Below are 25,445 nucleotides of genomic sequence, written 5' to 3'. Positions count from 1 at the left end.
AGAGCCTTAAATGACCGACTATAAAGCCACGCTAAACCTTCCGGACACCGCCTTCCCAATGAAGGCCGGCCTGCCACAGCGCGAACCGCAGATCCTGCAGCGCTGGGACAGTATTGGCCTGTACGGAAAGTTGCGCGAAATTGGCAAGGATCGTCCGAAGTTCGTCCTGCACGACGGCCCTCCTTATGCCAACGGCACGATTCACATCGGTCATGCGCTGAACAAGATTCTCAAGGACATGATCCTGCGCTCGAAAACCCTTTCCGGTTTCGACGCGCCGTATGTCCCTGGCTGGGACTGCCACGGCCTGCCGATCGAACACAAAGTCGAAGTGACCTACGGCAAGAACCTGGGCGCGGATAAAACCCGCGAACTGTGCCGTGCCTACGCCACCGAGCAGATCGAAGGGCAGAAGTCCGAATTCATCCGCCTGGGCGTGCTCGGCGAGTGGGACAACCCGTACAAGACCATGAACTTCAAGAACGAGGCCGGTGAAATCCGTGCCTTGGCCGAAATCGTCAAGGGCGGTTTCGTGTTCAAGGGCCTCAAGCCGGTGAACTGGTGTTTCGACTGCGGCTCGGCCCTGGCTGAAGCGGAAGTCGAGTACGAAGACAAGAAGTCCTCGACCATCGACGTGGCCTTCCCGATTGCCGACGACGCCAAGCTGGCCGAGGCCTTTGGCCTGGCAAGCCTGAGCAAGCCCGCAGCGATCGTGATCTGGACCACCACGCCGTGGACCATCCCGGCCAACCAGGCGCTGAACGTGCACCCGGAATTCACCTACGCCCTGGTGGACGTCGGTGATCGCCTGCTGGTGCTGGCCGAAGAAATGGTCGAGGCCTGCCTGGCGCGTTATGAGCTGCAAGGTGCGGTGATCGCCACCACCACAGGCTCCGCGCTGGAGCTGATCAATTTCCGTCACCCGTTCTATGACCGCCTGTCGCCGGTGTACCTGGCTGACTACGTCGAACTGGGTTCGGGTACTGGCATTGTTCACTGCTCGCCAGCGTATGGCGTGGACGACTTTGTCATCTGCAAGAAATACGGCCTGGTCAACGACGACATCATCAACCCGGTGCAAAGCAACGGCGTCTACGTGCCTTCGCTCGAGTTCTTCGGCGGCCAGTTCATCTTCAAGGCCGACCAGCCGATCATCGACAAGCTGCGCGAAGTCGGTGCGCTGATGCAGACCGACACCATCAAGCACAGCTACATGCACTGCTGGCGCCACAAGACCCCGCTGATCTACCGCGCCACCGCGCAGTGGTTTATCGGCATGGACAAAGAGCCGACCAGCGGCGACACCCTGCGTGTCCGTTCGCTCAAAGCCATCGAAGACACCAAGTTCGTCCCGGCCTGGGGCCAGGCGCGCCTGCACTCGATGATCGCCAACCGCCCGGACTGGTGCATCTCCCGCCAGCGTAACTGGGGCGTGCCGATCCCGTTTTTCCTCAACAAGGAAAGCGGCGAGCTGCATCCGCGTACCGTCGAACTGATGGAAGAAGTGGCCCAGCGCGTTGAACAGGAAGGCATTGAAGCCTGGTTCAAGCTGGACGCTGCCGAACTGCTGGGCGACGAAGCGCCGCTGTACGACAAGATCAGCGACACCCTCGACGTCTGGTTCGATTCGGGTACCACCCACTGGCACGTGCTGCGCGGCTCGCACCCGATGGGCCACGCGAGCGGCCCGCGCGCCGACCTGTACCTGGAAGGCTCGGACCAACACCGTGGCTGGTTCCACTCCTCGTTGCTGACGGGTTGTGCCATCGACAACCACGCACCGTATCGCGAATTGCTGACCCACGGCTTCACCGTCGACGAGACGGGTCGCAAGATGTCCAAGTCGCTGAAGAACGTGATCGAGCCGAAAAAGATCAACGACACCCTGGGCGCCGACATCATGCGCCTGTGGGTCGCGTCGACCGACTACTCGGGCGAAATCGCCGTGTCGGACCAGATCCTGCAGCGTAGCGCCGATGCCTACCGCCGGATCCGTAATACCGCACGCTTCCTGCTGTCGAACCTGACCGGTTTCAACCCGGCCACCGACATCCTGCCGGCCGAGGACATGCTCGCCCTGGACCGTTGGGCCGTGGACCGTACCCTGTTGCTGCAACGCGAGTTGCAGGAACACTACGGCGAGTATCGCTTCTGGAACGTCTACTCGAAGATCCACAACTTCTGCGTGCAGGAGCTGGGTGGTTTCTACCTCGACATCATCAAGGACCGCCAGTACACCACCGGCGCCAACAGCAAGGCACGCCGTTCGGCGCAGACCGCGCTGTATCACATCTCCGAAGCGCTGGTGCGCTGGATCGCACCGATCCTGGCCTTCACCGCCGACGAACTGTGGGAATACCTGCCGGGCGAGCGTAACGAATCGGTGATGCTCAACACCTGGTACGAAGGCCTGACCGAACTGCCGGCCGACTTCGAACTGGGCCGTGAGTACTGGGAAGGCGTGATGGCCGTGAAGGTTGCGGTGAACAAGGAGCTGGAAGTGCAGCGTGCGGCCAAGGCCGTCGGTGGCAACCTGCAAGCCGAAGTCACCCTGTTTGCCGAGGAAGGCCTGACCGCTGACCTGGCCAAGCTGAGCAACGAGCTGCGCTTCGTGCTGATCACCTCGACCGCGAGCCTGGCACCTTTTGCCCAGGCGCCGGCCGATGCCGTGGCCACTGAAGTGCCGGGCCTCAAGCTCAAAGTCGTCAAGTCGGCCTTCCCCAAGTGCGCCCGTTGCTGGCACTGCCGTGAAGATGTCGGCGTGAACCCTGAGCATCCGGAAATCTGCGGCCGTTGCGTGGATAACATCAGCGGTACTGGCGAGGTTCGCCACTATGCCTAACGCCAGTCGTTTCGGACGTCTGGGCTGGCTCGTACTGAGCGTGCTGGTCCTGGTCATCGACCAGGTCAGCAAGGCTCATTTCGAAGGCTCGTTGGAGATGTTCCAGCAGATCGTGGTGATCCCGGATTACTTCAGCTGGACCTTGGCCTACAACACCGGCGCCGCTTTCAGCTTCCTGGCTGACAGTGGCGGTTGGCAGCGCTGGCTGTTCGCCCTGATCGCCGTGGTGGTCAGTGCGGTGCTGGTGGTCTGGCTCAAACGCCTTGGCCGCGATGACACCTGGCTCGCCATCGCCCTGGCGCTGGTGCTGGGTGGCGCACTCGGCAACCTGTACGACCGCATTGCCCTGGGCCATGTGATCGACTTCATTCTGGTGCATTGGCAGAACCGCTGGTATTTCCCGGCATTCAACTTCGCCGACAGCGCCATCACCGTCGGTGCAATCATGCTGGCGTTGGATATGTTCAAGAGCAAGAAAACCGGAGAGACCGTCAATGACTGATCAGGTATTGGCTGAGCAACGCATCGGCCAGAACACGGAAGTCACTTTGCATTTCGCACTGCGCCTGGAGAATGGCGACACGGTCGACAGTACGTTCGACAAAGCCCCGGCGACCTTCAAGGTCGGCGACGGCAACCTGCTGCCGGGTTTTGAAGCAGCCCTGTTCGGTTTCAAGGCCGGCGACAAGCGCACCCTGCAGATCCTGCCGGAAAACGCTTTTGGCCAGCCCAACCCGCAAAACGTGCAGATCATCCCGCGTTCGCAGTTCCAGGACATGGACCTGTCGGAAGGCCTGCTGGTGATCTTCAACGACGCGGCGAATACCGAGCTGCCAGGTGTGGTCAAAACCTTCGATGACGCGCAAGTGACCATCGACTTCAACCACCCGTTGGCCGGTAAAACCTTGACGTTCGACGTTGAAATCATCGACGTTAAAGCAATCTGACCGACAAAACCGGTTCCTGTAGGAGCTGGTTTGCCTGCGATTGCATCCACTCGGTTTGCCATATACACCGAGTCGACTGCATCGCAGGCAAGCCAGCTCCTACAAAGACACGAGGCACAGCATGCAAATCAAACTCGCCAACCCGCGTGGCTTCTGCGCCGGCGTGGACCGGGCGATCGAAATCGTCAATCGCGCCCTGGAAGTCTTCGGGCCGCCGATTTACGTGCGCCATGAAGTCGTCCACAACAAATTCGTGGTCGAAGACCTGCGCGCGCGCGGTGCCATCTTCGTCGAAGAGCTGGACCAGGTGCCGGACGACGTTATCGTCATCTTCAGCGCCCACGGTGTTTCCCAGGCGGTGCGTACCGAAGCGGCAGGCCGTGGCCTGAAAGTATTCGATGCCACCTGCCCACTGGTCACCAAGGTGCATATCGAGGTCGCGCGCTACAGCCGTGACGGCCGTGAATGCATCCTCATCGGCCACGCCGGGCACCCTGAAGTCGAAGGCACCATGGGGCAGTACGACGCCAGCAACGGCGGCGCCATCTACCTGGTGGAAGACGAGAAAGACGTCGCCAACCTGCAGGTGCGCAACCCCGAGCGTTTGGCCTTCGTGACCCAGACCACCTTGTCCATGGACGATACCAGCCGCGTGATCGACGCGTTGCGCAGCCGCTTCCCGGCCATTGGCGGGCCACGCAAGGACGACATCTGCTACGCCACCCAGAACCGCCAGGATGCCGTTAAGCAACTGGCCAATGAGTGCGACGTCGTGCTGGTGGTCGGCAGCCCTAACAGCTCCAACTCCAACCGCCTGCGCGAGTTGGCTGAGCGCATGGCGACACCGGCGTACCTGATCGACGGTGCCGAGGACATGCAGCGCAGCTGGTTCGATGGCGTCGAGCGAATTGGTATTACTGCGGGCGCTTCCGCCCCGGAAGTGCTGGTGCGCGGAGTTATCCAGCAGTTGCATGCCTGGGGCGCTACCGGCGCGGATGAATTGGCCGGTCGTGAAGAAAACATCACTTTCTCCATGCCCAAGGAGCTGCGGGTTCGCTCGCTGCTCTGACTGCCAGGGTGCCGGAGTAGCTCCGGCACAACGCCTGCTCGGCCCTGTCGCTGCGCAGGCTGATGCGCCCGCTGGGGGCCAGCACTATCTGGTGCAGGCTCTGAGCCTCGTCCGTGGCGCACACGTGCACGGTACCGGCGCGGAATCCCCCACCTGAAAATACCGGTTCACCCAACCCGCTGAAGCGAACCTGGCTCTTGACCGGCCCATTGCCCACGATCGCTACTTGCCCGCTGTCCTGGCGCTCCAGCAGCACCGGGTTGTCGTCGTCCAGATGGCCGCGTCCACTCACATCCACTATCACCCGCCAACCCTGGCTCCAGTCGTCTTCGCGTGCGTGAATCACCATCGCCTGGTTGCGTGCAATGGCTTGCGTGCGTGCAAAGCGCAGCGCGCTCGCCAGCGATTGTGCGGCACTTTGTCGTTGCTGGGACGCCAGCAGGTGCTTGAAATTGGGCACCGCCAGGTGCGCCAGGATGCTGCTCACGATCAGCCCGAGCAGCAGTTCGATCAGGGTAAAACCTCGTTGTCGCATGTGCTGTCCCTCCGTGGACCCGATTCAGTGTTGGGGTGCTGCCGTAGGTATAGCGCCACGTCGGCGGTAACGGATGATGGCCTTCATGTCCAAAGTATTTCCCTTTGTTCCCGCAGCAGCGCGGGCTGAAAACCGACGCTAGTCTTGGGCCGCACAGCAGGATTTTCCTGCTTTCCTTGGCCTTCGACACGGATGACGACGGTAATGCTTGCCTGTCCGACTACCTGCTTTTTTAATGCGGCGCCCAGGCGCCAGGGCGGCACTACATTGGTCGAGGTGCTGATGGCGGTGCTGATTCTCGCCGTCGGCCTGCTGGGTGCGGCAGTGATCCAATTGAACGCGCTCAAGTACACCGACAGTTCACGGATGACCAGCCAGGCCAGTTTCATCGCCTACGACATGCTCGACCGAATTCGCGCCAATGCCGGTGCCGATTACGCTTGGCGCGCTGGGGCGAGTGTGCCGGCCAGTACCGCAAACGCCAGCGTGCGCGATCTGGATCTGCATGACTTCGAGGCGAATATTCGCGGTTTCGCCGGGGAGAGCGCGACGGGTTCGGTGGTGATCGGCGCCAATGAGGTGACTGTCAGCATCAGTTGGAACGATCAACGCGGCACGCATACCCCGGGTGCGCGCGAAACCTTCACCCTGACCAGTCGCATGGAGGCCGCACAGTGAGGAGGGACGCACGCGGTTTCAGCCTGGTGGAATTACTGTTGGCCCTGGCCGTCGGGCTGGTGCTGATCCTCGGCGTGAGTCAGGTGGCGATCAGCTCGCGAACGACCTCTGCCAGTCAGCAGGCGGCGATGTTGCTGCAGGATGATGCGCGGTTTGCCCTGGGCAAGTTGATCCAGGACATTCGCCAGGCCGGCATGTTTGGCTGCCTGGCGACAGCGTTTATCGAGAATGCCCCGCCGGCCTTTGATCGGCCTGTCGCCTGGAGTGCCGTGGGCGCCTCAAAGTCGCTGACGTTGATCACCGCTGATATCGCCGGTGGCAAGCCCGACTGGACAGTGCTGTCCGACTGCACCGGCACTGCCCATGCCTACTCCGCCAGCGCACCTGCGCCAACGCCTGGGCAAATCTCTTTTGCGCTACGCCAGCTTACCTACACCTTTGAGGCGGGGCAGTTGAAGGTCAGCACGCCTGCTGCGCCGGCCAAGGCGGTGCTGGTGGATAACGTGCAGCGTTTCGAAATCAGTTTTGGCATGGCCGACAGGTTGGACTCATTGACGGTGGCGCGCTACGACGACAGCCCGGTCGACGCTGCCTTGATACGCAGCGTGCGCATCCTGATGACGCTGCAAGACCCGACCGGCCGGGTCAAGGATCAAACCTACAGCGTCGCGGCGGCGCTGCGAAACCGTGTGGGGTAGGGCGGACATGCTGTTTTTTCGTCAAGGCGGCATGGTGCTGTTGATCAGCCTGGTGTTTCTGCTGCTGTTGTCGCTGGTCGGTTTGTCATCGATGCAAATGGCTGTGACTCAGCAAAAGATTGCCGCGAGCCTCTGGCATCGCAACCAGTCACTTCAGACGGCTGAAAGTGGCTTGAGGCTGGGAGAGTCAAGGGTGCAGCGGGAGTTCGCGGGGTTGCCGCCGTGCCAATCGTTCGTCGCCTGTGCGCCACCCGGTGAGGCGTTCTCGGTGACAGGTGCTGGCGTGAATCCGGTGTCGGGCGTGAATTGGGCCGGCCTGAAAGGTGGTCTCTACGGTGTGCAAGCCCTGGGGACTGGCGTGGGGGTGGCGCATTTGCCGGCGCAAACCCCGGCCACCTTGTACCGAGTGACCGCGGTCGGGCTCAGTGGCCAATCGCGTACGGTGCTGGAGAGTGTGTATGTGCGGGTAGAGGAGGGCGGGCGGTCGTGGTTTCGGCGAGTGGCCTGGCGACAACTTCAATAAGGAGTAGAGGGATGGACATGGATAGCCAGGGGTTTACCCTGATCGAGTTACTGATCGCCGTGGCGATCATCGCGCTTCTGGCCGGTATCGCTTATCCCGGGTACGCCGGTCATGTGAAAAAAGTCTATCGCGCCGAGATCGTCGCGCTGTTGACCGAGCAGGCTCAGTACCTGGAGCGCTTTTATGCGAGGAACGGTACTTTTATTGACGCAAGCGGCGTCAGTACGGGCAATGATCGCTATAGAATCACCGCAGCATTGAACCCTCAGGATTACCGCCTGGTGGCTACGCCTGCCGTCGACTCTGGAATGGCCGGCGATCCCTGTGGTGACTTCAGCCTGACCAGCAGCGGTGCGCGGGCCAACCCTGGCGCCGCACCCGCCATGTCGCGCAAGACATGCTGGGGGCAATGATGAGAGTGCTGGATGATTGGGCGCCGGGTGCGCTTGTTCCTATTTATCGGCTGGATCAAATGATGGCTAAGCAACAGCAAGTGGTGATTGTCGGTGGCGGTGTTATCGGCTTGTTGACGGCGTACAACCTGGCGACGCAAGGGCTGGCGGTGGTGCTGCTGGAGCGTGCGGGCGTGGGGCAGGAGTCTTCCTGGGCCGGCGGTGGCATTGTTTCGCCCTTGTACCCATGGCGCTACAGCCCGGCGGTCACTGCGCTGGCCCATTGGTCCCAGGATTTTTATCCACAGCTGGCCGATCGTCTGTTTGCAGCCACGGGCGTTGACCCGGAGGTGCACACCACCGGGTTGTACTGGCTCGATCTGGATGATGAAGCCGAGGCCCTGGCCTGGGCGGCACGTGAAGGCCGGCCGTTGAGCAAAGTGGATGTGTCCGCTGCCCACGATGCCGTCCCGGTACTGGGCGGCGGCTATGCCCGGGCGATCCACATGGCCAACGTGGCCAATGTACGCAACCCGCGGCTGGTCAAATCGCTCAAGGCGGCGCTGTTGGCGTTGCCGGGTGTGACGATTCACGAGCAATGCGAGGTGGCCGGTTTTATCCTCGAGGATGGTGATGTCGTGGGCGTGAATACCGCGGATGGCCCGATCCATGGCGATCAGGTCGTGCTGGCGGCGGGGGCGTGGAGTGGTCAGCTGCTCGGTACGCTGGGGTTGGCGCTGCCGGTGGAGCCGGTCAAGGGACAGATGATTCTGTACAAATGCGCCTCGGATTTCCTCTCGAGCATGGTCCTGGCCAAGGGGCGCTATGCGATTCCCCGGCGCGATGGGCACATCCTGATCGGCAGCACCCTGGAGCATGAAGGCTTCGACAAGACGCCTACCGACACCGCGCTGGAAAGCTTGAAGGCGTCGGCGGTGGAGCTGATTCCAGCCTTGGCAGATGCCGAAGTGGTGGGGCACTGGGCCGGTTTACGCCCCGGCTCTCCGGAAGGTATTCCGTATATCGGCCAGGTGCCGGGCTTTAATGGGCTATGGCTCAACTGCGGGCATTACCGCAATGGCCTGGTGCTGGCGCCGGCGTCCTGCCAGCTGTTTGCGGATTTGTTGCTGGAGCGAGCGCCGATCATTGATCCAGCGCCCTACGCGCCCGCTGGTCGCCTCAACGCTGGATAGACTTCGGCCCCTGTTCCAGATGCGCCTGGGTGCAATACCACTCCTGGCGTGAGCTGAGGGCGCGATCCTGCGGCAGGTGCACGCCGCAATGTGCGCAGCGCACCATCAGGGCTGCGCCCGGTTCGCCGGGGCGTTGCTGTCTGGCGGTCGGGCTTTTGAATTTGCGCCAGAACCATACCGCGGCAGCAATGACGGCAATCCAGAACAGTAGACGAACCATGATGGGCAGTTTCTCGATAAGTAATGCGCCAGTTTAGCCAAGGACGCGACAGGCGCACAGCGCAATAATGCTGGCGCATAAAAAAGGGAGCCCCGTGGGGCTCCCTTTTGCGTTGCGTCGACTGAATCAGTCGAACACACCGAAGGTCATGTAGCTGAACCACGAGCGGTCCTGGTTGTTGCCCAGGGCCTGCGGCTCTTGCTCTTCGATCACGTCGCCGTTCTCGTCGTGTGGCTTGAGGTCCGAAGGGATCGCGTCCTTGGCGTCCTGGTACTGCTTGATCACGTCCTGGTTGGCGCGGGTTTCGCCCGGCGGCAGCGGCGGACGGGACTCGATCAGGCCCAGCGTGTACTTGCTCAGCCACGAACGGTTGTCGGCTTCGGCAACCTGAGGCACGAACTGGCCGTCCTTCAGGCTTGGGTGGTCAGGGTAGTTGAGCTTGAGGGTTTCCAGGCTGGTGCTGGCCAGTTCGTCCAGGTGCAGGCGCTGGTAAGCCTCGGTCATCACTGCCAGGCCATCACCGACCGAAGGCGTTTCCTGGAAGTTTTCCACGACATAACGACCACGGTTGGCTGCCGCTACATAAGCCTGACGGGTCAGGTAGTAGTGAGCTACGTGAATCTCGTAGGAAGCCAGCAGGTTGCGCAGGTAGATCATGCGCTGCTTGGCGTCCGGCGCGTAGCGGCTGTTGGGGAAGCGGCTGGTCAGCTGGGCGAACTCGTTGTAGGAGTCGCGGGCAGCGCCCGGGTCACGCTTGGTCATGTCCAGCGGCAGGAAGCGCGCCAGCAGGCCGACGTCCTGGTCGAACGAGGTCAGGCCCTTCATGTAGTAGGCGTAGTCGACGTTCGGGTGCTGCGGGTGCAGGCGGATGAAACGCTCGGCGGCGGACTTGGCAGCTTCCGGCTCGGCGTTCTTGTAGTTGGCGTAGATCAGCTCGAGCTGGGCCTGGTCGGCGTAGCGCCCGAACGGATAGCGCGACTCCAGTGCCTTCAGCTTCGCTGTGGCGCTGGTGTAGCTATTATTGTCCAAGTCTTTCTGAGCCAGTTGGTACAACTCGACTTCGCTCAGGTTTTCGTCGACGACTTCCTTTGTTGACGAGCAAGCAGCAGTCATGGCGAGGATGGCGATCAGCAGCAGGTGTTTCACTTGCATGGCGGCTTGCGTCCCTATGACGGCCGCTGTCTTGGGCGGGGCCGTCCTGTTATGATGAGCGCCCCGTTGAAAGCCTCGGGGCAAAAGACGCCGTATTTAACCACAAGCGCGCAGCCGAAACCAAAGGCTGTGCCACGCCTAGTCTGAGCATGTCCGATAAAATTGAACTTCGCGCAGAGGTGCCGTCCGAATTGGGCGGCCAACGCCTCGATCAAGTCGCCGCACAATTATTCGCTGAGCACTCGCGCTCGCGCCTTTCCGCCTGGATCAAAGACGGCCGCCTGACTGTGGATGGAGCGGTTATCCGCCCGCGAGACATAGTGCATGGCGGTGCGATTCTTGAGCTGACTGCCGAGCAGGAAGCCCAGGGAGAATGGGTCGCCCAGGACATCGAGCTGGATATCGTCTATGAAGACGACGACATCCTGGTCATCAATAAACCCGCAGGCCTGGTGGTTCACCCGGCGGCCGGGCACGCTGATGGCACCTTGCTCAATGCCTTGTTGCACCACGTGCCGGACATCATCAATGTCCCGCGTTGTGGCATCGTGCACCGCCTGGACAAGGACACCACCGGACTGATGGTGGTGGCCAAGACCATCCAGGCGCAGACACAGCTGGTGACGCAATTGCAGAGCCGCAGTGTCAGCCGGATCTACGAGTGCATCGTGATCGGCGTGGTGGTGGCGGGTGGCAAGATCAACGCCCCAATCGGTCGCCACGGCCAGCAGCGCCAGCGTATGGCGGTAATGGAAGGTGGCAAGCAGGCCGTCAGCCACTACCGTGTGCTGGAGCGTTTCCGGTCCCACACCCATGTGCGGGTCAAGCTGGAAACCGGGCGTACCCACCAGATTCGTGTGCACATGGCCCACATCAACTTCCCGTTGGTCGGCGACCCGGCCTACGGTGGCCGCTTCCGCATTCCGCCGGCGGCCAGTGCGACCATGGTTGATTCGCTGAAAAACTTCCCGCGCCAGGCACTGCATGCACGTTTCCTGGAGCTGGATCATCCGACGAGCGGTAAGCGGATGAGCTGGGAATCGCCTCTTCCAGACGATCTGGTCTGGTTGCTGTCGCTGCTCAAGCAGGATCGCGAGGCGTTTATCGGATGAGTGACTGGCTGATTCCTGACTGGCCCGCGCCGGCTCAGGTCAAGGCCTGCGTCACTACCCGTGCGGGCGGCGTCAGCCTGGCGCCGTTCGACAGTCTCAACCTGGGCGATCATGTCGAGGACAGCCTGGAGGCTGTGCTCGAAAACCGTCGTCGTCTCACTGATGCCTTTGATATCCAGCCCGCCTGGCTGCGTCAGGTCCATGGGGTGAAGGTGGTCGAGGCGAATCCTGGAGTGACCGTCGAAGCCGATGGCAGTTGGAGCAGTACGCCCGGCATCGCCTGCACATCCATGACCGCCGATTGCCTGCCCGCATTATTCTGCAACCGTGCCGGCACGCGTGTCGCAGCAGCTCATGCCGGCTGGCGTGGCCTGGCAGCGGGTGTGCTCGAAGCCGCCTTCGAAAGCCTGGATACCGATGCCGGTGAGGTGTTGGTGTGGCTGGGCCCGGCCATCGGTCCACAGGCCTTTGAAGTCGGCCCGGAAGTGCGTGAGGCCTTTATGCAGCAACTGCCGGTTGCCGCCGAAGCCTTTGTGCCGAGCCGCAATCCCGGCAAGTTCATGGCCGATATCTACCAGTTGGCCCGCCTGCGCCTGGCGGCACGTGGCATCACCGCGGTTTATGGGGGCGGCTTCTGCACCGTCACCGACCCGCGCTTCTTTTCTTACCGGCGCAGCCCCCGCACCGGTCGTTTTGCCTCCCTTATCTGGCTTGAACGCTAGACTCTGTTGATCTGGGTCAACGCTGATCCATATCAACCGTCGGTCGCTTGAATCTTCCAGAATCCACCCCATCTATAGGGGTATCTGGCAGGTTTCTTCATTCAGGATGTGTTTATCGCGAGCAAGCTCGCTCGCACATAGCTCCGGCCTGCTCAAAAGGAAGGTGACTAATGCGTATAGATCGTTTAACCAGCAAGTTGCAGTTGGCCTTATCGGACTCTCAATCGTTGGCGGTGGGCCTCGACCACCCGGCCATCGAGCCTGCGCACTTGATGCAGGCGCTTCTGGATCAGCAAGGTGGTTCTATCAAGCCCTTGCTGATGCAGGTGGGCTTTGACGTCAACAGCCTGCGCAAGGAGTTGAGCAAAGAGCTCGACCAACTGCCGAAAATCCAAAACCCTACCGGCGACGTGAACATGTCGCAGGACCTGGCACGTCTGCTCAACCAGGCCGATCGCCTGGCCCAGCAGAAAGGTGACCAGTTCATTTCCAGCGAGCTGGTATTGCTCGCCGCCATGGACGACAACAGCAAGCTTGGCAAATTGTTGCTGGGCCAGGGTGTGAGCAAGAAAGCCCTGGAAAACGCCATCAACAACCTGCGCGGCGGCGAGGCGGTCAACGACCCCAACCATGAGGAGTCGCGCCAGGCCCTGGACAAGTACACCGTCGACCTGACCAAGCGCGCCGAAGAAGGCAAGCTGGATCCGGTGATCGGCCGTGACGATGAGATTCGTCGCACCATCCAGGTCCTGCAGCGTCGCACCAAGAACAACCCGGTGCTGATCGGCGAGCCTGGCGTGGGTAAAACCGCGATTGCCGAAGGCCTGGCCCAGCGCATCATCAACGGTGAAGTGCCGGACGGCCTCAAAGGCAAGCGCCTGTTGTCCCTGGACATGGGCTCGCTGATCGCCGGTGCCAAGTTCCGTGGTGAATTCGAAGAGCGCCTCAAATCCCTGTTGAACGAGTTGTCGAAGCAGGAAGGGCAGATCATTCTGTTTATCGACGAACTGCACACCATGGTCGGCGCCGGTAAAGGCGAAGGCTCGATGGACGCAGGCAACATGCTCAAGCCCGCATTGGCGCGGGGTGAGTTGCATTGCGTGGGTGCCACGACGCTCAACGAGTACCGCCAGTACATCGAGAAAGACGCAGCCCTGGAGCGGCGTTTCCAGAAAGTGCTGGTGGAAGAACCGAGCGAAGAAGACACCATCGCGATCCTGCGTGGCCTGAAAGAACGCTATGAGGTCCACCATAAGGTGGCGATTACCGACGGCGCGATCATTGCGGCGGCCAAATTGAGCCATCGCTATATCACTGACCGGCAGTTGCCGGACAAGGCCATCGACCTGATCGACGAAGCGGCCAGCCGCATCCGCATGGAGATCGACTCCAAGCCGGAAGTGCTCGACCGTCTGGATCGGCGCCTGATTCAACTGAAAGTCGAATCCCAGGCCCTGAAGAAAGAAGAGGACGATGCGGCGAAGAAACGCCTGGAAAAACTCCAGGAAGAAATCGTCCGCCTCGAGCGCGAATATTCGGATCTCGAAGAAATCTGGACCTCGGAAAAGGCCGAAGTACAGGGCTCCGCCCAGATCCAGCAAAAGATCGAGCAGTCGCGTCAGGAGTTGGAAGCGGCGCGCCGTAAAGGCGACCTGAACCGCATGGCCGAGTTGCAGTACGGGGTAATCCCGGACCTGGAACGCAGCCTGCAGATGGTCGACCAGCATGGCCACAGCGAGAACCAGCTGCTGCGCAGCAAGGTGACCGAGGAGGAAATCGCCGAGGTTGTCTCCAAGTGGACCGGCATCCCGGTGTCGAAGATGCTCGAAGGCGAGCGCGACAAGTTGCTGAAGATGGAGCACCTGTTGCACCAACGCGTCATCGGCCAGGAAGAGGCGGTGGTCGCGGTGTCCAACGCTGTGCGGCGTTCCCGGGCCGGCTTGTCCGACCCGAACCGCCCAAGCGGCTCGTTCATGTTCCTCGGCCCGACCGGCGTGGGCAAGACCGAGCTGTGCAAGGCCTTGGCCGAGTTCCTCTTTGATACCGAAGAGGCCATGGTGCGGATCGATATGTCCGAATTCATGGAGAAACATTCGGTGGCCCGCTTGATCGGTGCGCCACCAGGCTATGTGGGCTACGAGGAGGGCGGTTACCTGACCGAAGCCGTGCGGCGCAAGCCTTACTCGGTGATCCTGCTGGACGAGGTCGAGAAGGCCCACCCGGATGTGTTCAACATCCTGCTGCAGGTGCTGGAAGATGGCCGTCTGACGGACAGCCACGGGCGTACCGTGGACTTCCGCAATACGGTGATCGTCATGACCTCCAACCTGGGCTCGGCGCAGATCCAGGAGCTGGTGGGGGATCGCGAAGCGCAGCGTGCTGCGGTGATGGACGCACTGACCACGCACTTCCGTCCGGAATTTATCAACCGGGTCGATGAAGTGGTGATCTTCGAGCCTTTGGCGCGGGATCAGATCGCGGGCATTACCGAGATCCAGTTGGGTCGCCTGCGTGGTCGCCTGGCCGAGCGCGAGCTGTCGCTGGAGCTGAGCCGCGAGGCGTTGGACAAACTGATCGCGGTCGGTTACGACCCGGTGTATGGCGCACGGCCGTTGAAGCGTGCGATCCAGCGCTGGATCGAAAACCCGCTGGCGCAGTTGATCCTGTCGGGCAGCTTCATGCCAGGCACCAGCGTCACGGCGACGGTGGAAAACGACGAAATCGTCTTCCACTGAGCCCGGCCTGTATGGCGATAAGAGGAGGCCCCGCATTGCGGGGCCTTTTTTTTCGATAGGGCGTTGAACTGTAAGGCAAAGGCTTGTAAAGTGCGCCCCGCAGCAACGTCAGCCCACGGGTTTCTTCTCCCCAAGAAGAAATCAGAAAGAAGCGCAAATCATTGTCTTAAAAGCAATTTAAAGGGTTGACAGGGGTTTTTAAGATTGTAGAATAGCGCGCCTCAGAGACATGAACGTAGCGATACGGACGGGTCGAAGAGAAGGTTACACCGCAGCAAAAGTTGTACTTTGAAATATGTAGTTCCGTGATAGCTCAGTCGGTAGAGCAAATGACTGTTAATCATTGGGTCCCAGGTTCGAGTCCTGGTCACGGAGCCAATTTCAAACCGGGGTATAGCGCAGTCCGGTAGCGCGCCTGCTTTGGGAGCAGGATGTCGGGAGTTCGAATCCCCCTACCCCGACCATATTTGGGTCGTTAGCTCAGTTGGTAGAGCAGTTGGCTTTTAACCAATTGGTCGTAGGTTCGAATCCCACACGACCCACCATTTTTGAGACCAGTTAACACTGGAATCGAATCTTAAGATCAGAGGCCAAAAGCGCTGATCGAAGAAGGCGACTGAAAGGTCGCCTTTTTTTTACCGGGGTATAGCGCAGTCCGGTAGCGCGCCTGCTTTGGGAGCAGGATGTCAGGAGTTCGAATCCCCTTACCCCGACCATATTAAAAATCCCCGTATCGAAAGATACGGGGATTTTTTTTGCCCGAAATTCAACCTCTGTAGGCGCCAGCACAATTCCAATGTGGGAACGGGCAGCCAGCGCAATTCCCCTGTGGGAGCGGGCTTGCCCGCGAAAGCGTTGTACCAGCGACGCCTTCGTCGACTGACCCACCACCATCGCTGGCAAGCCAGCGCCTACAAGGAGTCAGCCAGCGCAACTCCCATGTGGGAGCGGGCTTGCCCGCGAAAGCGTTGTACCAGCGACGGCTCAGTCGACTGACCCACCACCATCGCCGGCAAGCCAGCGCCTACAAGGAGTCAGCCAGCGCAGTTCCCATGTGGGAGCGGGCTTGCCCGCGAAAGCGTTGTACCAGCGACGGCTCAGTCGGCTGACCCACCACCATCGCCGGCAAGCCAGCGCCTACAAGGAATCAGCCAGCGCAGTTCCCATGTGGGAGCGGGCTTGCCCGCGAAAGCGTTGTACCAGCGACGGCTTAGTCGACTGACCCACCACCATCGCCAGCAAGCCAGCGCCCACAAGGTTGTGAGGTATCAGTGCAGCTTGAGGCGCGGCTCGGTCCCGCGTCCGATCTTGCTGCCCAGCATCAGCATCGCCGTACGGAAGAAGCCATACAGCGCCATCTGGTGCATGCGGTACAGCGACACATAGAACATCCGCGCCAGCCAGCCTTCGAGCATCACGCTGCCGGTGAGGTTGCCCATCAGGTTACCTACCGCCGAGAACCGCGACAGCGAGATCAGCGAGCCGTAGTCGGTGTACTTGTAGGACGGCAGGTCCTTGCCCTCAATCCGCAGCTTCAGCGACTTGGCCAGCAACGAGGCCTGCTGGTGAGCCGCCTGGGCGCGTGGCGGTACATTGCGATCAGTGCCCGGTTGCGGGCAGGCGGCGCAATCGCCAAAGGCGAAGATATTTTCGTCGCGTGTGGTCTGCAGCGTCGGCAGCACTTGCAGCTGATTAATGCGGTTGGTTTCCAGGCCATCGATATCCTTGAGGAAGCCAGGCGCGCGAATACCGGCTGCCCACACCTTGAGGCTGGCAGGAATCACCTGGCCGCTGCTGGTGATCAGCGCGTCGGCCGTCACTTCGCTGACGGCCGAGTTGGTCAGCACGGTCACCCCAAGTTTCTCCAGGGTTTTATGCACAGGCCCGCCAATGCGCTCCGGCAGCGCGGGCAATACCCGTGGGCCGGCTTCGATCAGGGTGATGTGCATGTTTTCCGGCTTGATCCGGTCCAGGCCGTACGCTGCCAGTTCGTGGGCGGCGTTATGCAGCTCGGCGGCCAGTTCCACGCCGGTGGCACCGGCGCCGACGATGGCGACGCTGATCTGTTCAATGGTATCGGTCTGCCCGGCATGGGCGCGCAGGTAGTGGTTGAGCAATTGCTGATGGAAGCGCTCGGCCTGCTTGCGGGTGTCGAGGAACAGACAGTGCTGTGCGGCGCCTTCGGTACCGAAATCGTTGGTGGTGCTACCGACCGCAATCACCAGGCTGTCATAGCCCAGCACGCGCGCGGGCACCAGCTCACGGCCCTCTTCATCGAGGGTGGCGGCCAGCTGGATTTTTTTCTGCTCACGGTCGAGTCCGCTCATGCGCCCCAGTTGGAACTCGAAGTGGTTCCATTTGGCCTGGGCGACGTAATTGAGTTCGTCTTCCGAAGAGTTCAGCGAGCCGGCAGCCACTTCGTGCAGCAACGGCTTCCAGATATGGGTCAGGTTGGCGTCTACCAGCGTGATGCTGGCGGTGCCGCGCTTGCCCAGAGTCTTACCCAGGCGGGTAGCCAACTCCAGGCCGCCGGCGCCGCCGCCGACGATAATAATACGATGGGTCATGGGGATATCTCGCAAGGCTAAAAGAAATCGGAGCAGTTACCCCCGCGAGCGCCAGGCAGCTCATAGCGTCAGGTAACTCAAAAGGCGGCTCAGCAACCCGAGCCCGATCACCACCACCAGCACCACACCAAGGAGCAGCCACGGCCGGAAAGGCTTGCGCTCGACTCGGTTCTGGGAGAGTTGCAGGTACTCTTCGACATGCTGTTGGTCATCGGGGTTCAGGCGGCTGGTCATAAAGGCCTCGTCAGGTAGACGTTGCAAAAGGGTGCCACGTTACAGTCGGGAAGTGGGCGGTCTCGCCACAAGCGTAGCCTGTGCCCGCTTCACAGGCTGATGCCCACGTCGAACACTATGCTGCGCCCCAGGTTGTTGCGCAAGAAATCCGGTGCATCCGGATGCGCGAACAATACCCGCGCAAATGTCGGCCCAACCAGCGACAGCGAGCGCCAGCCCTGGCGCAGGTATTCGGTAGGCGGCGGGAAGTGGCTGTTGAGGTCCAGCACTTCGCGCTTGAGGCTGGTGAAGGCGACGATGTCCAACTCGCCCAGGTCCATCCCGCGCTCCTTGTAGTTATGGGCCTTCTTGCGCAGGGTCGGCGCCAGGCGCAGCAGGAATTCGTGGGCGGGAATACGCCGAGGCTTGGCTTCGCGCCGCACCAGTTGGCTGAGGGAAAACGCACTGCGCCGGCGCAGCAATTCGTCGCGCCATTCGTCGTTCAGGCGCCGTCCCTCATCCAATACGAAAAACACTTCGAAACTGGCATCGCGAAACAGCACGTCCGGCGGTTCCTGCCCGGCGGCGTGAAACTCCTCGGCCCGATAAGGCACATTCAAGCCTTGCAACAGGCGCTGGCAGACCCAACGCTCACGCTCCCATTTGCGGGCATTGGACAGGAACGCATTGGCTTGTTCGGCCGCTACGGTGAGCAGGCGCAAATAATCTGAGTCATCCATGCTTGCAGCTTAGCGTCCAAATGATGACCGCAGGAAGTCCCGCTGCAAAAGGTCGGTGTAGACTGGCTACTCGACCGCTATGCCGAGGATGAGGAGTCCGCTGTGAAGTTTTTTCTGCTGCTGTTGCTTGCCCTGCTGCCCTTGTGCGCCCAGGCCGTCGAGGTGGGTGAGCGCCTGGCGCCGTGGACCCTGCTGGATCAATTTGACCAGGCCTACACCCTGAATGATCAGGCGCAGATTCTGCTGGTCGCGCGCAGCATGGACGCCGCCAAGCAGGTGGACGCAGCGCTGCAAGGCCAGCCCAAAGGTTACCTGGAAGCACGGCATGCGGTGTTTGTCGCGGACATTCAGCGCATGCCCCGGCTGATCGCCAAGTTGTTCGCGGTACCCGCCATGCAGGCCTACAACTACCGGGTCATGCTCGATCGGGACGCGCGCATCGCCCCGCGCTACCCGGGCGCCGTGGATAAAGTGCTGTGGCTGCAGCTGGATAAAGGCCAATTGATTGAGCAACGCGAATACAGCTCCGCCACCGAACTGCGCCAGGCCCTGGAGCAGGTGAAGCCGTGATCAGCGCCGCCGTGCTGGCACCGACGACGCTCGGCATCGGTTGGTTGTTGTACGCGCCGGTGTTGCTGTGGGCGATCCTGCGCGCGCCGTGGGTCGAGTTGTTTGCCGACCGGCGGCGCCAGCATTTGCTGTTCGGCACGGTGTTCGCGCTGTTCATGCTGTGGCTGGTACGGCGTGATTTCGATACCGGGGTTTCCTACCACTTTATCGGCATGACTGCTGTGACCCTGTTGCTGGATTGGCCGTTAGCCATTGTCGGTGGGTTTGCCGCCCAGCTGGGCCTGATGGCACTGGGGCGCCAGGATCTCGCAGCCCTCGGCGTCAACGGCATGCTGCTGATTGTGTTGCCGGTGCTGGTCACTGAAGGCTGCGCACTGCTGGTGGAGCGGGCGCAACCGCGCAATCCCTTCGTGTACATCTTCTGTTCCGGTTTCTTCGCTGCGGCGTTGTCGGCGTTGCTCTGCCTGCTGGCCGCATTGGGCCTGCTGTGGCTGGACGGGCGTTTTGCCATGCCGGAATGGCTGGAAGATTTCATCGGCTACCTGTGGCTGATCATCTTCCCCGAGGCCTTTATCAACGGCATGGTCATCAGCGCCCTGGTGGTGTTTTGCCCGGAGTGGTTGGAGACGTTCAATCGCACGCGCTACCTGTCGGCGCCCTGGAAGGATGACGATTCGCGGCGTTGATCCAGATCAAATCCCGCGGGGTCGCGCAGGCCCATGCTCTGCAAAATTTTCCAGGAGCACGGACATGAGTGTGTACGAATGGGCACGGCAGGAGTTGCGCAGAAGCCAGGACGCGGCACAGGAAATCGGTTTCGATCCGGGCTTGACCCTGCGCGCCATGCTCAGCGCGGTGGTGCAGCAGAGCAAGGGGGTACGCAGTTTCGAAGACCTGGCCGACGAGCTGCAATACCTTGCAGAGAATCTCGACGACCAGCAGGAATATGCCTTCATGCGCCCTTAATGGCGCGGCGGCAGGTCCTCGGAGAACAGCTCGTCCTCAGCGTCCGGAGCTACCGGGATCTTGTGTTCCTCAGCGGCCCACGCGCCGAGGTCGATGAGTTTGCAGCGGTCCGAGCAGAACGGCCGGTTGAGGTTGGTCGCTTTCCATTCCACGGGGGCGCCGCAGGTTGGGCAATCGACGGTCAAGGGTTGGCTCATGATCGGCCTCCACGCAAAGTAAGGTAAAAGTGGTGCAGTCGCTCGACCTCGCTGTGCAGCCAGGCCAGGTCCTGGTCATTGACCAGTACGTCATCGGCATGGTTCAGGCGGTCTTCGCGGCTGGACTGGGCCTTGAGGATCGCCTGCACCTGCTGTTCGCTGATGCCATCGCGCTGCAGGGTACGCTGAATCTGCAGCGATTGCGGCACGTCGATCACCAGGATGCGCTGGGTCATGCTGTACTGGCCGGATTCGATCAGCAGCGGCGACACCAGAATCGCGTAGGGTGACTGCGCGCGCGCCAGGTGGCTGCGAATCTCTTCGCCAATCAGCGGATGCAGCAAGGCTTCGAGCCAGCGTCGCTCTTCAGGTACTTCAAAGATCAGCTTGCGCAGTGCGGCGCGATCCAGTTGGCCGTCAGGTTGCAGCACGCCGTCGCCAAAATGCTCGGCGATGCTTGCCAGTGCCGGCCGCCCAGGTTCGACCACCCAGCGCGCGGCGTGATCGGCGTCCACCAGGTCGATGCCCAGGTCGACAAAGTGCTGGGCAGCTGCGCTCTTGCCACTGCCGATACCGCCAGTCAGGCCAAGAATCCAGGGTGTTGCAACAGAATTGGTCATCTGAAACCGACAGACTGCAAATAGAAGTCGGTTATTTGACCACCCCAGAGCAATGCAATCCAGCCGGCAATCGCCAGATACGGACCAAATGGCATGGGTGTCGACGCCTGGGCCTTGCGCATTCGCATCAGGATCAAGCCACAAAATACCCCCACCAGCGATGACATCAGCAGTGTCATCGGCAGGATCTGCCAGCCGCCCCAGGCCCCGAGCAGGGCGAGCAACTTGAAGTCGCCGTGGCCCATGCCGTCCTTGCCGGTGGCCAGCTTGAACAGCCAGAACACGCTCCACAGGCTCAGGTAGCCGATCACGGCGCCCCACAGGGCATCGGGCAACGTGGTGAACAGCCCGAAGCTATTGACGATCAGCCCCAGCCACAGCAGCGGCAATACCAGCACATCCGGCAGCAGTTGGTGGTCGGCATCGATCAGGCTCATCGCCAATAACCCACAGCTCAACAGCATCAGCGCTGCGGCTTGCCAACCGAAACCGAAATGCCAGGCCACCAGCGCGCAGAGCAACCCGCTCGCCAGTTCGGTGAGTGGGTAGCGCGCACTGATCGCTCCCCGGCAGTGAGCACAGCGACCCTTGAGCAACAGATAACTGAGCAGGGGAATGTTTTCCCAGGGGCGGATCGGGTGATTGCAGTGGGGGCAGCATGAGTGGGGCAGCATCAGGTTGTAGGTCGGCCCGGCAGGTTCGGCGGGCAAGCCGAGCACTTCATGGGCCTGGGCTCGCCATTCCCGTTCGAGCATTTTTGGCAGGCGCCACACCAGTACGTTGAGAAAACTGCCGACGACCACCCCCAGCACCAAGGCCATCGACACAAAGACCCAGGCGTGCTCGCTCAGCAGCAGGCTCAAAATGCGCTCCCCAATTGGAAAACCGGCAGGTACATGGCGACGACCAGTGCCCCGACAATCCCGCCCAATACCACCATGATCAGCGGTTCCATCAAACTCGTGAGGTTATCGACCTGGTCGTCCACTGCGGCCTCGTAATGGCTGGCGACTTTTTCCAGCATGCGGTCCAGGGTGCCCGACTCTTCGCCGATCGCCGTCATCTGGATCGCCATGCCGGGAAACAGCCCGCTGGCGGCCATGGATTGATTCAATTGCATACCGGTGGATACATCGTGTCGCATAAGCTCGATTGCCTGTTTGAACGGTTCTGAACCAGCAGCGCCGGCCACCGACCCCAGCGCCTGCACCAGCGGAACGCCGGCAGCAAACGTCGTGGAGAGCGTACGGGCGAAGCGGGCTACTGCCGATTTCTGCAGCAGTTTGCCTGCCAGGGGCGTTTTCAACAAACCGGCGTCCAGCCAGCGACGAACCTCTACTGAAGCGCGATAGGTGTGACGCAACCCCATGGCGACAGACCCCATGCCCAGCGCCACGATCCACCAGGCGCGTTGCAGGAACTCGGACAGCGCGATCACGTGGAGGGTGAAATCCGGCAGCTTGCCGTCGACCCCGGCAAACAACGTCTGGAATTGCGGCACCACGTGGATCAATAGCACGCCGGTGACGACGCTCGCGACGACCAGCACTGCGATCGGATAGGTCATGGCCTTTTTGATTCTGGCTTTGAGCCGTTCGCTCTTTTCCCGGTGGACCGCCACGCGCTCCAGCAAGGTCTCAAGTGCCCCCGCTTGTTCACCGGCAGCCACCAGGTTGCAGTACAGCTCATCGAAATAGCGCGGTTGTTTGCGCAACGCTTCACTCAGGTTGGTACCGGCGGCGACCTCCTGCTTCAGGCGCTGCACCCGCTCGCGCACCGAGGGGTTGTCGAAGCCTTCGCTGATGATGTCGAAGGCCTGCAGCAGTGCGATCCCGGCTTTGAGCAGCGTGGCCAGTTGGCGCGTGAACAAGGTGATGTCCGCCGGTTTAACGGGCGGGGTGAAGCTCGGCAGCCAATGCGATCGTTCGCGCACGCGACCGGGGCTGATGCCTTGCTGGCGCAGCTGCGCCTTTACCAGGGCCGGGTTGTGCGCCGTGGCATGCCCGCAGACCTTGCGTCCTTTGCGGTTGATGCCTTCCCAGGCGTAAATCGTCGAGGCGTTGTTCATGTCACGGTTCCGCACACAAGTCGTCGAAGATTTATAGCTTAGTCAGGTGACGGATTCGGGCTGGCGGGGAACCACCGATAAAATGTCAGAATGTGCGTCTTGTGCGCGATTGACCGCTTGCGGATGAGTACACTGGCGCCGCTGCAAAATACGGGGCGCAGGACGCGCCTTGTCATGAGTTTTATTCTGGAGAGTGAATGTGATGCGTCAGAAAGGTTTTACCCTGATCGAGTTACTGATCGTCGTGGCAATCATCGGCATTTTGGCCACCATCGGCCTGCCGATGTACACCACCCACCAGGCCAAGGCTAAATTCACTGCCGGCCTGACTGAAATCACGGCGTTGAAAGCCGGGTACGAAGACACCCTCAATCAAGGGACCGTGCCCACCCTGGCATTGATCGGCGGCACCAGCCCCACGGCCAACTGCAAGATCGACGTCTCCGGCGACGTTGCCACGGGGGCCGGTTCCATCAGCTGCGAAATACTCGACGCACCGGCACCGGTGCTGGGCAAGAGCATCAACCTCACGCGCAATGCCACCACGGGCTGGAAGTGCAGTACGACCGCTGATGCCAAATATGCAGCCAAAGGTTGCGGCGCCGACGGTGCCTGACTGCTAAACCATCCACATGGACGTAGAGGTGGCCGATGTCGTTATCTGTACAGCAGCGCGGCAGTATTTTCCTGGTAGTGACGGTGTGTTTGCTGGTTGTGGGGATATGCGTGCCCTTCAGTGGGCATGATCTACAGCGGACATTGCAGATTGCCATTGCCGTCTGCGCGGTGCTGTATGGGCTGTCGGTGACTTCGCAGGAGCGGTTGGTGGATCGGTTCACGGCCCTCGGGCTTGCGCTGATCATCGTGCTGGGGCTGGTGTCCTCGGCGCTGGCCCGACAGCCGCTCTGGGCGTTTACCGAAGTGGCGTTGTTTGTCGGTTGCGCGGCGATCACCGTGGCGTTTGCCGTGCTGCGTCGCCGCGAAGGTGAGCCTCTGGACCGTTTGCTGGTCATGGTCGTGGTGCTGCTGTGCCTGATCAAATCCATCCAATACCTGTACGCCGTCACGGTGGCCTTCAGCAGTGGTGCGCTGACGCTGGACCCTGACCTGTTGCTGTCGAGCTTTTCCAACAAGCGCTTTTACGGCCAGTTCCAGACCTTTACCTTGCCGCTGCTGGCGCTCCCCCTGTTACTGCCCAAGGCCTCTCGAACCCAGCGAGGCCTGATATTTGCGTTGCTGTGTGTCTGGTGGTTGATCGCGATCAGCGGCGGCACGCGCGGTACATGGCTTGGCCTCGGCGTGGCCGGGGCGGTACTGGCGATGTTGGGGCCGTGGGGGCGACGCTGGCTCGGCTGGCAATTGGCCGCGGTGTCATGCGGCTTGTTGCTGTACTGGCTGCTGTTCACGGTGTTGGCGGATTACCTGGGGATCGAGATTGCCAATGCTGCACGTGATCGCCTTACCACCACGCTGTCGGGGCGTGGTCCGATCTGGTGGCAGGCGTGGCATATGCTCGTCGAGCGGCCCTGGCTGGGCTTCGGGCCGATGCATTTTGCCGATATTGCCAACAAGATTGCCGCTCACCCCCACCAGGCTATCCTGCAATGGGCCAGTGAATGGGGAGTGCCATCCGCCGTGTGCGTTGCGGCCTTGGCGTGGCGAGGTGGCTGGGCCACGTTGGCTGTGCTGCGTGAGCGCGCGCTGTCCGCCGAACGTGCGGACCTGCTGAGGCTATGCCTGTTTGCGGCATTGGTTGGCGCGTTGGTGCAGTCCATGGTCGACGGCGTGATTGTGATGCCCGTCTCCCAGGTGTGGTTGGCGCTGGTCGTGGGCTGGCTGCTGGCACTGCATGAGTGGCGGTTGCCGGCCTTCGCAACGGTGCCATGGTTGCGGGGGGCATGGAAAGCCCTGAGTGTATTGGCCGTTGGTCTGTTGATCTTCATCGCAGCGCGCGACATTCCGCACATCACCCAAGCCCAGCAGCAGTACCTGGAGAGCCATGGCAATTTGCTGCAACCCCGCTTCTGGACCCAGGGCGTGATTGCCCGTTGAGGGCCGCAAGTTGCCGGACGCCCGATGCGGTGCTAGCTTTAGCCCACCGCCCGTGTAGCTCAGCCGGTAGAGCAGCGCACTCGTAACGCGAAGGTCGCAGGTTCGATTCCTGTCTCGGGCAAAAGGGCACTACTGTTTCAAAGGCAACACTGTCTCAAAGGCAACACTGTTTTCAGATGATCCCAGAATGGTTCTGAAGGCCAGACGAGCTGGCATTTGCGCCCGCTCTTTTGTATCTGCGCAACCTTGATGACCCAGATGCATCCCCATTCCTCGATCTAAGAGAACAACATGACCACAACTGAAATGACCCAGGAAGTTCGGCATCAAGCAGCCCTCGAAAAATACCTCGAGGAATCGCCGCAGCTTAAAGAAGAGATCAAGGACCTGAGCGCCGATGATCAGCGCGACCAGATTCAGTGGGCATTCGAGGACGAGGCCGAGAGCCGGGGCTACCAGCCCTGGGAGCTGACCCTCTATTACACGTCGACACCGGAAGAATTCGAAGCCGCCAGGCTCGCCTTGCACAAAGAGGCGTCCGAGGTACTGGGCGTCGACTGGGAAGAATATTGCGAGATGAACGGCCTGGTTGTTTGAATCAGCCTGCAGGAGCCGGCAACCCGGCTCCTGCAGA

At 61.2% G+C, this 25,445-nt stretch carries 28 protein-coding genes and 5 tRNA genes; 23 read left to right on the top strand and 10 right to left on the bottom strand.

Annotated elements, in window-relative coordinates:
- The first annotated feature begins 10 nt into the window (after positions 1-10).
- The 4 genes from ileS to ispH all read left to right on the top strand — a co-directional run bounded on the left by ileS (position 11) and on the right by ispH (position 4,858).
- Entirely contained in the window at positions 11-2,842 is a 2,832-nt protein-coding gene (ileS, locus tag C9990_RS27350) for an isoleucine--tRNA ligase (protein WP_065900543.1), read from the top strand.
- Positions 2,835-3,344, top strand: coding sequence for a signal peptidase II (gene lspA / locus C9990_RS27345; RefSeq protein ID WP_065900545.1), 510 nt, complete (start codon positions 2,835-2,837; stop codon positions 3,342-3,344). Before ileS ends, lspA begins: the two co-directional genes overlap by 8 nt.
- 7 nt (positions 3,345-3,351) lie before the next feature.
- On the top strand, positions 3,352-3,789 hold the full coding sequence (gene fkpB / locus C9990_RS27340) for an FKBP-type peptidyl-prolyl cis-trans isomerase (RefSeq protein WP_173390393.1): 438 nt from the start codon (positions 3,352-3,354) through the stop codon (positions 3,787-3,789).
- Positions 3,790-3,910: 121 nt separating this feature from the next.
- A complete protein-coding gene (ispH, locus tag C9990_RS27335) occupies positions 3,911-4,858 on the top strand; it encodes a 4-hydroxy-3-methylbut-2-enyl diphosphate reductase (RefSeq protein ID WP_065900550.1) in 948 nt (315 codons plus the stop codon).
- Here ispH and C9990_RS27330 read toward each other — a convergent pair.
- Entirely contained in the window at positions 4,812-5,393 is a 582-nt protein-coding gene (locus C9990_RS27330) for a GspH/FimT family pseudopilin (RefSeq protein WP_106805192.1), read from the bottom strand. The genes ispH and C9990_RS27330 overlap by 47 nt on opposite strands.
- Before the next feature lie 204 nt (positions 5,394-5,597).
- Here C9990_RS27330 and pilV point away from each other — a divergent pair, with 204 nt between their 5' ends.
- The 5 genes from pilV (at position 5,598) to thiO (ending at position 8,877) form a co-directional block, all read left to right on the top strand.
- Positions 5,598-6,071: a type IV pilus modification protein PilV gene (gene pilV, locus C9990_RS27325; protein WP_106805191.1), complete on the top strand. Its 474-nt coding sequence runs from the start codon at positions 5,598-5,600 to the stop codon at positions 6,069-6,071.
- Positions 6,068-6,769 carry a PilW family protein gene (locus tag C9990_RS27320; protein ID WP_065900556.1) on the top strand — a complete coding sequence of 234 codons (702 nt, stop codon included), beginning with the start codon at positions 6,068-6,070 and terminating at the stop codon, positions 6,767-6,769. Before pilV ends, C9990_RS27320 begins: the two co-directional genes overlap by 4 nt.
- A gap of 7 nt (positions 6,770-6,776) precedes the next feature.
- Complete coding sequence (locus tag C9990_RS27315) at positions 6,777-7,292, top strand: PilX N-terminal domain-containing pilus assembly protein (RefSeq protein ID WP_256595138.1); 516 nt, start codon at positions 6,777-6,779, stop codon at positions 7,290-7,292.
- 11 nt (positions 7,293-7,303) lie between these two features.
- A complete protein-coding gene (locus C9990_RS27310; protein WP_106805190.1) occupies positions 7,304-7,705 on the top strand; it encodes a type IV pilin protein in 402 nt (133 codons plus the stop codon).
- 62 nt (positions 7,706-7,767) lie between these two features.
- On the top strand, positions 7,768-8,877 hold the full coding sequence (gene thiO / locus C9990_RS27305) for a glycine oxidase ThiO (RefSeq protein WP_106805189.1): 1,110 nt from the start codon (positions 7,768-7,770) through the stop codon (positions 8,875-8,877).
- Here the strand turns inward: thiO and C9990_RS27300 are convergent.
- Positions 8,864-9,097 (bottom strand): PP0621 family protein, encoded by a 234-nt coding sequence (locus C9990_RS27300; RefSeq protein WP_065900562.1) that lies wholly within the window; start codon positions 9,095-9,097, stop codon positions 8,864-8,866. The genes thiO and C9990_RS27300 overlap by 14 nt on opposite strands.
- Positions 9,098-9,223: 126 nt before the next feature.
- Positions 9,224-10,249, bottom strand: a complete 1,026-nt coding sequence (locus tag C9990_RS27295) for an outer membrane protein assembly factor BamD (protein WP_065900564.1) — start codon at positions 10,247-10,249, stop codon at positions 9,224-9,226.
- A 149-nt stretch (positions 10,250-10,398) separates the two neighbouring features.
- Between C9990_RS27295 and rluD the strand changes: the two genes are divergently transcribed.
- The 7 genes from rluD to C9990_RS27260 all read left to right on the top strand — a co-directional run bounded on the left by rluD (position 10,399) and on the right by C9990_RS27260 (position 15,534).
- A complete protein-coding gene (rluD, locus tag C9990_RS27290) occupies positions 10,399-11,361 on the top strand; it encodes a 23S rRNA pseudouridine(1911/1915/1917) synthase RluD (protein WP_010213248.1) in 963 nt (320 codons plus the stop codon).
- A complete protein-coding gene (pgeF, locus tag C9990_RS27285; protein WP_065900566.1) occupies positions 11,358-12,083 on the top strand; it encodes a peptidoglycan editing factor PgeF in 726 nt (241 codons plus the stop codon). The genes rluD and pgeF overlap by 4 nt, the downstream gene beginning before the upstream one ends.
- A 170-nt stretch (positions 12,084-12,253) precedes the next feature.
- A complete protein-coding gene (gene clpB / locus C9990_RS27280) occupies positions 12,254-14,818 on the top strand; it encodes an ATP-dependent chaperone ClpB (protein ID WP_065900568.1) in 2,565 nt (854 codons plus the stop codon).
- A gap of 302 nt (positions 14,819-15,120) precedes the next feature.
- Positions 15,121-15,196, top strand: a tRNA-Asn gene (locus C9990_RS27275).
- A 9-nt stretch (positions 15,197-15,205) separates the two neighbouring features.
- Positions 15,206-15,282, top strand: a tRNA-Pro gene (locus C9990_RS27270).
- A 5-nt stretch (positions 15,283-15,287) separates the two neighbouring features.
- Positions 15,288-15,363: transfer RNA gene (locus C9990_RS27265), tRNA-Lys, on the top strand.
- Positions 15,364-15,457: 94 nt separating this feature from the next.
- A tRNA-Pro gene (locus C9990_RS27260) sits at positions 15,458-15,534 on the top strand.
- A 552-nt stretch (positions 15,535-16,086) separates the two neighbouring features.
- Here C9990_RS27260 and C9990_RS27255 read toward each other — a convergent pair.
- From C9990_RS27255 to C9990_RS27245, 3 genes are all read right to left on the bottom strand, one after another.
- Positions 16,087-17,385 carry an NAD(P)/FAD-dependent oxidoreductase gene (locus C9990_RS27255; RefSeq protein WP_065900570.1) on the bottom strand — a complete coding sequence of 433 codons (1,299 nt, stop codon included), beginning with the start codon at positions 17,383-17,385 and terminating at the stop codon, positions 16,087-16,089.
- A gap of 60 nt (positions 17,386-17,445) precedes the next feature.
- Positions 17,446-17,619 (bottom strand): DUF3094 family protein, encoded by a 174-nt coding sequence (locus C9990_RS27250; RefSeq protein ID WP_016976295.1) that lies wholly within the window; start codon positions 17,617-17,619, stop codon positions 17,446-17,448.
- An 89-nt stretch (positions 17,620-17,708) separates the two neighbouring features.
- Positions 17,709-18,338, bottom strand: coding sequence for a DUF1780 domain-containing protein (locus C9990_RS27245; RefSeq protein ID WP_010213242.1), 630 nt, complete (start codon positions 18,336-18,338; stop codon positions 17,709-17,711).
- Between the two features lie 102 nt (positions 18,339-18,440).
- Here C9990_RS27245 and C9990_RS27240 point away from each other — a divergent pair, with 102 nt between their 5' ends.
- The 3 genes from C9990_RS27240 (at position 18,441) to C9990_RS27230 (ending at position 19,874) form a co-directional block, all read left to right on the top strand.
- A complete protein-coding gene (locus tag C9990_RS27240) occupies positions 18,441-18,908 on the top strand; it encodes an FAD/FMN-containing dehydrogenase (protein WP_106805188.1) in 468 nt (155 codons plus the stop codon).
- A complete protein-coding gene (locus C9990_RS27235) occupies positions 18,905-19,594 on the top strand; it encodes an energy-coupling factor ABC transporter permease (protein WP_106805187.1) in 690 nt (229 codons plus the stop codon). Before C9990_RS27240 ends, C9990_RS27235 begins: the two co-directional genes overlap by 4 nt.
- A gap of 64 nt (positions 19,595-19,658) precedes the next feature.
- Positions 19,659-19,874: a hypothetical protein gene (locus tag C9990_RS27230; RefSeq protein WP_003171680.1), complete on the top strand. Its 216-nt coding sequence runs from the start codon at positions 19,659-19,661 to the stop codon at positions 19,872-19,874.
- On the opposite strand, the gene yacG is transcribed toward C9990_RS27230, so the two are convergent.
- The 4 genes from yacG to C9990_RS27210 are packed head-to-tail and all read right to left on the bottom strand — an operon-like array spanning position 19,871 to position 22,759.
- Positions 19,871-20,071 carry a DNA gyrase inhibitor YacG gene (gene yacG / locus C9990_RS27225; protein WP_003188437.1) on the bottom strand — a complete coding sequence of 67 codons (201 nt, stop codon included), beginning with the start codon at positions 20,069-20,071 and terminating at the stop codon, positions 19,871-19,873. The genes C9990_RS27230 and yacG overlap by 4 nt on opposite strands.
- A complete protein-coding gene (coaE, locus tag C9990_RS27220) occupies positions 20,068-20,691 on the bottom strand; it encodes a dephospho-CoA kinase (protein ID WP_106805186.1) in 624 nt (207 codons plus the stop codon). The genes yacG and coaE overlap by 4 nt, the downstream gene beginning before the upstream one ends.
- On the bottom strand, positions 20,688-21,554 hold the full coding sequence (locus C9990_RS27215) for an A24 family peptidase (RefSeq protein ID WP_106805185.1): 867 nt from the start codon (positions 21,552-21,554) through the stop codon (positions 20,688-20,690). Before C9990_RS27215 ends, coaE begins: the two co-directional genes overlap by 4 nt.
- Entirely contained in the window at positions 21,551-22,759 is a 1,209-nt protein-coding gene (locus C9990_RS27210) for a type II secretion system F family protein (RefSeq protein ID WP_106805184.1), read from the bottom strand. Before C9990_RS27210 ends, C9990_RS27215 begins: the two co-directional genes overlap by 4 nt.
- 202 nt (positions 22,760-22,961) lie before the next feature.
- Here C9990_RS27210 and C9990_RS27205 point away from each other — a divergent pair, with 202 nt between their 5' ends.
- From C9990_RS27205 to C9990_RS27190, 4 genes are all read left to right on the top strand, one after another.
- Positions 22,962-23,375, top strand: a complete 414-nt coding sequence (locus C9990_RS27205) for a pilin (RefSeq protein ID WP_106805183.1) — start codon at positions 22,962-22,964, stop codon at positions 23,373-23,375.
- A 35-nt stretch (positions 23,376-23,410) separates the two neighbouring features.
- Positions 23,411-24,811, top strand: coding sequence for an O-antigen ligase (locus tag C9990_RS27200; protein ID WP_106805182.1), 1,401 nt, complete (start codon positions 23,411-23,413; stop codon positions 24,809-24,811).
- A 48-nt stretch (positions 24,812-24,859) separates the two neighbouring features.
- Positions 24,860-24,932: transfer RNA gene (locus tag C9990_RS27195), tRNA-Thr, on the top strand.
- A 170-nt stretch (positions 24,933-25,102) separates the two neighbouring features.
- Complete coding sequence (locus C9990_RS27190; protein WP_065900582.1) at positions 25,103-25,408, top strand: DUF6388 family protein; 306 nt, start codon at positions 25,103-25,105, stop codon at positions 25,406-25,408.
- The last annotated feature ends 37 nt before the right edge of the window (positions 25,409-25,445 follow it).

Source organism: Pseudomonas sp. S5D5, from assembly GCF_003013355.1.
Lineage (GTDB): Bacteria > Pseudomonadota > Gammaproteobacteria > Pseudomonadales > Pseudomonadaceae > Aquipseudomonas > Aquipseudomonas aylmerensis.
This window is presented reverse-complemented; position numbering and strand designations above follow the sequence as displayed.

Bases quoted from the DNA above. Each gene is read 5' to 3' on its own strand.
- ileS (WP_065900543.1), top strand. From the start codon at position 11: ATGACCGACTATAAAGCCACGCTAAACCTTCCGGACACCGCCTTCCCA.
- lspA (WP_065900545.1), top strand. From the start codon at position 2,835: ATGCCTAACGCCAGTCGTTTCGGACGTCTGGGCTGGCTCGTACTGAGC.
- ispH (WP_065900550.1), top strand. From the start codon at position 3,911: ATGCAAATCAAACTCGCCAACCCGCGTGGCTTCTGCGCCGGCGTGGAC.
- C9990_RS27330 (WP_106805192.1), bottom strand. From the start codon at position 5,393: ATGCGACAACGAGGTTTTACCCTGATCGAACTGCTGCTCGGGCTGATC.
- pilV (WP_106805191.1), top strand. From the start codon at position 5,598: ATGCTTGCCTGTCCGACTACCTGCTTTTTTAATGCGGCGCCCAGGCGC.
- C9990_RS27315 (WP_256595138.1), top strand. From the start codon at position 6,777: ATGCTGTTTTTTCGTCAAGGCGGCATGGTGCTGTTGATCAGCCTGGTG.
- C9990_RS27310 (WP_106805190.1), top strand. From the start codon at position 7,304: ATGGACATGGATAGCCAGGGGTTTACCCTGATCGAGTTACTGATCGCC.
- thiO (WP_106805189.1), top strand. From the start codon at position 7,768: ATGGCTAAGCAACAGCAAGTGGTGATTGTCGGTGGCGGTGTTATCGGC.
- C9990_RS27300 (WP_065900562.1), bottom strand. From the start codon at position 9,097: ATGGTTCGTCTACTGTTCTGGATTGCCGTCATTGCTGCCGCGGTATGG.
- C9990_RS27295 (WP_065900564.1), bottom strand. From the start codon at position 10,249: ATGCAAGTGAAACACCTGCTGCTGATCGCCATCCTCGCCATGACTGCT.
- rluD (WP_010213248.1), top strand. From the start codon at position 10,399: ATGTCCGATAAAATTGAACTTCGCGCAGAGGTGCCGTCCGAATTGGGC.
- pgeF (WP_065900566.1), top strand. From the start codon at position 11,358: ATGAGTGACTGGCTGATTCCTGACTGGCCCGCGCCGGCTCAGGTCAAG.
- clpB (WP_065900568.1), top strand. From the start codon at position 12,254: ATGCGTATAGATCGTTTAACCAGCAAGTTGCAGTTGGCCTTATCGGAC.
- C9990_RS27255 (WP_065900570.1), bottom strand. From the start codon at position 17,385: ATGACCCATCGTATTATTATCGTCGGCGGCGGCGCCGGCGGCCTGGAG.
- C9990_RS27250 (WP_016976295.1), bottom strand. From the start codon at position 17,619: ATGACCAGCCGCCTGAACCCCGATGACCAACAGCATGTCGAAGAGTAC.
- C9990_RS27245 (WP_010213242.1), bottom strand. From the start codon at position 18,338: ATGGATGACTCAGATTATTTGCGCCTGCTCACCGTAGCGGCCGAACAA.
- C9990_RS27230 (WP_003171680.1), top strand. From the start codon at position 19,659: ATGAGTGTGTACGAATGGGCACGGCAGGAGTTGCGCAGAAGCCAGGAC.
- yacG (WP_003188437.1), bottom strand. From the start codon at position 20,071: ATGAGCCAACCCTTGACCGTCGATTGCCCAACCTGCGGCGCCCCCGTG.
- coaE (WP_106805186.1), bottom strand. From the start codon at position 20,691: ATGACCAATTCTGTTGCAACACCCTGGATTCTTGGCCTGACTGGCGGT.
- C9990_RS27210 (WP_106805184.1), bottom strand. From the start codon at position 22,759: ATGAACAACGCCTCGACGATTTACGCCTGGGAAGGCATCAACCGCAAA.
- C9990_RS27205 (WP_106805183.1), top strand. From the start codon at position 22,962: ATGCGTCAGAAAGGTTTTACCCTGATCGAGTTACTGATCGTCGTGGCA.
- C9990_RS27200 (WP_106805182.1), top strand. From the start codon at position 23,411: ATGTCGTTATCTGTACAGCAGCGCGGCAGTATTTTCCTGGTAGTGACG.
- C9990_RS27190 (WP_065900582.1), top strand. From the start codon at position 25,103: ATGACCACAACTGAAATGACCCAGGAAGTTCGGCATCAAGCAGCCCTC.